This is a genomic window from Paraburkholderia sp. SIMBA_030 (assembly GCF_046535245.1).
In the GTDB taxonomy this organism is placed as follows: Bacteria; Pseudomonadota; Gammaproteobacteria; order Burkholderiales; family Burkholderiaceae; genus Paraburkholderia.
Genome location: NZ_JAWRXB010000882.1, coordinates 1 through 260, shown reverse-complemented (window position 1 = coordinate 260; position 260 = coordinate 1). Strand labels below are relative to the sequence as shown.

At 60.4% G+C, this 260-nt stretch carries 1 protein-coding gene; it reads right to left on the bottom strand.

The annotated features are described in order from the left end of the window. The coding region (locus SB772_RS42545) for an AAA family ATPase (protein ID WP_410838838.1) at positions 1-207 on the bottom strand (207 nt) is incomplete at its 3' end. Between the last annotated feature and the right edge of the window lie 53 nt (positions 208-260).

Below are 260 nucleotides of genomic sequence, written 5' to 3'. Positions count from 1 at the left end.
GGGTCGGTAACCCTCGAAGAAATCCTCATAGGCATAAGACGGATGGAACTGCACCAGCTTCACACGCTCATCGGTGCTGTCCCCCGCGAGCTCGGCCGCGAGGTGCTTGGCCAAGTACGTTTTTCCGGTACCGGGAGGACCATAAAGGACCAGCTGCCGGTTCTCTTCAAGGAGCTCCGCAATCTCCTGCAAGGGCTCCAGGTCCATGTGGAGGGACTCGGCGAACGCCTCCGTCAGGGGACGGAAACCCTGCTGGACAA